Below are 3,602 nucleotides of genomic sequence, written 5' to 3'. Positions count from 1 at the left end.
CGGGACGGGGTCGGGGTCCTGCTCTTCGGCGTCGAGCAGCTCGAACACGCGCTCGGCCGAGGCGATGCCGGACTGCAGCAGGTTCGCCATCGACGCGATCTGCGAGATCGGCTGGCTGAACTGCCGGCTGTACTGGATGAAGGCCTGCACGTCGCCGAGGGTCATGGTCCCCGACGCCACCCGCAGGCCACCGACGACGGCCACGATGACGTAGTTGAGGTTCGCCAGGAACCCCAGCGCGGGCTGGATCGTGCCCGAGATGAACTGGGCCTTGAAGCTCGCGTCGTAGAGCTTGTCGTTGCGCTCCGCGAACACCTCTCCGGCCTCGTGCTGGCGACCGAACACCGTCACCAGCGTGTGGCCCGTGTACATCTCCTCGATGTGCGCGTTGAGGCTGCCCGTGACGGCCCACTGCTGGATGAACTGCGGCTTGGACCGCTTGGCGATCACCGCCGCGACGACCATCGACAGCGGCACCGTGACCAGCGCGACGAGCGCCAGCAGCGGCGAGATCCAGAACATCATCACCAGCACGCCCACGACGGTCAGCACCGAGGTGATGAGCTGGCTGAGCGTCTGCTGGAGGGTCTGCGCGACGTTGTCGATGTCGTTGGTGACGCGCGAGAGGAGCTCGCCGCGCGGGTGCGAGTCGAGGTAGCTCAGCGGCAGCCGGCCGAGCTTGGCCTCGACGTCGGCGCGCAGCCGGAGCACGACGCGCTGGGCCACGCCCGCCGTGATGCGGCCTTGGGTCCAGCCGAACAGGAACGAGCCCAGGTAGATGAACAGGACGACGACGAGGATGCCGCGCAGGTGCCCGAAGTCGATGCCCTGGCCGGGAACGAGCCCGGGGATCCCGGAGATGGTGTCCGCGAAGGTGTCCTGGCCGGCGGCGCGCAGGGCGTCGACCACCTGATCCTGGGACTGGCCCGCGAACGGCTGCAGCGCCGCCAGCTTGCCGACCGCGCCCGCGAAGATCACGTTGGTCGCGTTGCCGAGCACCTTGGGTCCGACGACCGCGAGCGTGACCGAGGCGACGGCGAGCACGAGGATGAGCACGATCCGCGGGATCTCGGGCCGGAGCTCGCGCAGGAACCGCTTGCCGGATTGCGTGAAGTTGGCCGACTTCTCCCCCGGCATGCCCATGTTGCCCATGGGCCCGGGCCCACGCTGCGGAGGCCGCCGCGGGACCGTCTGCTGCCCGCTCATGCTGCCTCCTCCGCGCTGACCTGCGAGTACACGATCTCCTGGTACGTCTGGTTCGACTCGAGCAGCTCGGTGTGCGTGCCGACGCCGACCACTGCACCCTCCTCGAGCACGATGATCGAGTCCGCGTGCCGGATGGTGGCCACGCGCTGAGCCACGATCAGCACGGCCGCGTCCCGCGTCTCGGGGACCAGCGCCCGGCGCAGCGCCGCGTCGGTGGCATAGTCGAGCGCGGAGAACGAGTCGTCGAACAGGTACAGGTGCGGGCGTCTGACGAGCACGCGCGCGATCGCCAGCCGTTGTCGCTGACCTCCCGAGACGTTGGTGCCCCCCTGCGTGATCCGAGCGTCGAGCCCCTCGGCGAGCGCCTCGACGAACCCCTTCGCCTGGGCGACCTCGAGCGCGTGCCACAGCTCCTCGTCGCTCGCGCCCGGCTTGCCGTACTCGAGGTTGGAGCGGATCGTGCCCGAGAAGAGGTAGGGCTTCTGCGGCACGATCCCGACCTGCGACCACAGTTCCTCGGGGTCCAGGTCGCGCACGTCGACGCCGTCGAGCAGCACGCTGCCGTCGGTCACGTCGAACAGACGCGGCACGAGGTTGAGCAGCGTCGTCTTGCCCGATCCCGTCGAGCCGATGATCGCCGTCGTCCTGCCCGGCTCCGCCACGAGGTCGACGTCGTGCAGCACCGCGGCCTCGGCGCCCGGGTAGCGGAACTCGACGGCGCGCAGCTCCAGGAGGCCAGGGCGCGCGTCGGTGGGCAGCGGCACGGCCTTCACCGGCGGCAGCACCGTGGTGGACGTGTCCAGGATCTCCGTGATGCGGTCGGAGGAGACCATGGCCCGCGGCACCATGACGAACATCATCGTGCTCATCATCACGGCCATGAGGATGTAGGCGATGTAGGACAGGAACGCCGTGAGCGCGCCGATCTGCATGCCGTTGTCCACGCGGTGCGCGCCGAACCACAGCACCCCGACGCTCGTCACGTTCAGCACGAGCATGACCACCGGGAACATCAGCGCCATGAGCTGACCGGTTCGCAGCGAGGTGGTGAACAGCTCGGTGTTGGCAACACCGAACCGACGCGACTCGCGCTCCTCGCGCACGAACGCGCGCACCACGCGCACGCCCGCGATCTGCTCGCGCATCACGCGGTTGATCGCGTCGATGCGCTTCTGCATCTGCCGGAAGTACGGCACCATCCGGGACACGATGAGCCCGACGACGATGCCGAGCACGGGCACGGCGATGACGAGGATCGCCGACAGCTTCACGTCCTCCTGCAGCGCCATGATGACGCCGCCGACGAGCATGATCGGCGCCATGATCATGAAGGTGAACGTCATCAGCACGACCATCTGGACCTGCTGGACGTCGTTGGTGGTACGCGTGATGAGCGTGGGCGCGCCGAACTTGCCGACCTCCTGCGCGGAGAACGTCTGCACGTGACCGAACAGCCGGCCTCGCACGTCACGACCGAAGCCCATGGCCGTGCGCGAGCCGTAGTAGACGGCGACGATCGCGCACACGACCTGCAGCAGGCTCACGGCGAGCATGACCCCGCCGAGCCGCATGATCTCGTCGGTGTCGCCCGCGGCCACGCCGTCGTCGATGATCCGGGCGTTGAGGCTCGGTAGGTAGAGCGTGGCCATCGTCTGCACGAGCTGCAGGACGACGATCGCGTAGACGGCACCGCGGTACGGGCGCAGGTGCTCCCGCAGCAGTCGGACGAGCATCATGACGGGCTCCTGGTGGGGGACGGGGCGAGTGCGCCGTGCAGGAAGTGGGTGACGAGGACGTCGATGGCGGGGATGTCCGCGGTGGTGCCGCGACGGGCGGCCTCGCCCTGCTGCATGGCGGCGCCGACGAGGACGACGTCGAGCAGCGCGACGACCTGCTCGACCGGGCGCGCGAACGTGCCCGCGTCGGGCTCGAGCACCCGGGCGACGGCGAGCCGGACCTCGAACTGGCCGGCCTTCTGGTGCTGCGCCCACTCGCGGTGGGTCCTGCGGCGCTGCTCGAGCGGCTCCTGCGGGTTCGCCTCGAGGCGGCCGAGCTCGTGCAGGACCGCGAACCAGCGCATCGTCTCGCCGATGCGCTCGAAGCCGATCTCCAGGATGCGGGTGAGGCGCTCGTCGATCGGGAGGCCCCGGTCGATCGCGTCGAGCGCCGGGACGACCGCCACCGGGTCGACCGCGGCGTGCACGGTCTCGCGCAGCAGCGTGACCTTGTCCTCGAAGACGCGGAACAGCGTGCCCTCGGAGACGCCGGCCGCCTGCGCGAGCTCACGCGTCGTGACCGCCGCGCCGCGGTCCAGCACGAGCGCGCGCACGTCGCGCAGGATCGCGCGGCGTCGCTCGTCGGGAGGCAGAGGAGCGGCGCGACCCGTCCGGGTCGCG

3 protein-coding genes are annotated in these 3,602 nt (G+C 69.9%); all 3 read right to left on the bottom strand.

The annotated features are described in order from the left end of the window. A partial coding sequence (locus D1825_RS00770; protein WP_138067089.1) for an ABC transporter permease occupies positions 1-1,206 on the bottom strand: 1,206 nt, incomplete at its 3' end. Further along, complete coding sequence (locus D1825_RS00765; protein WP_118765625.1) at positions 1,203-2,939, bottom strand: ABC transporter ATP-binding protein; 1,737 nt, start codon at positions 2,937-2,939, stop codon at positions 1,203-1,205. The genes D1825_RS00770 and D1825_RS00765, both read right to left, overlap by 4 nt. After that, on the bottom strand, positions 2,939-3,602 hold a 664-nt coding region (locus D1825_RS00760), incomplete at its 5' end, for a TetR/AcrR family transcriptional regulator (RefSeq protein WP_138067088.1). The genes D1825_RS00760 and D1825_RS00765, both read right to left, overlap by 1 nt.

Source organism: Cellulomonas rhizosphaerae (assembly GCF_003470205.1).
In the GTDB taxonomy this organism is placed as follows: domain Bacteria; phylum Actinomycetota; class Actinomycetes; order Actinomycetales; family Cellulomonadaceae; genus Cellulomonas; species Cellulomonas rhizosphaerae.
This window is presented reverse-complemented; position numbering and strand designations above follow the sequence as displayed.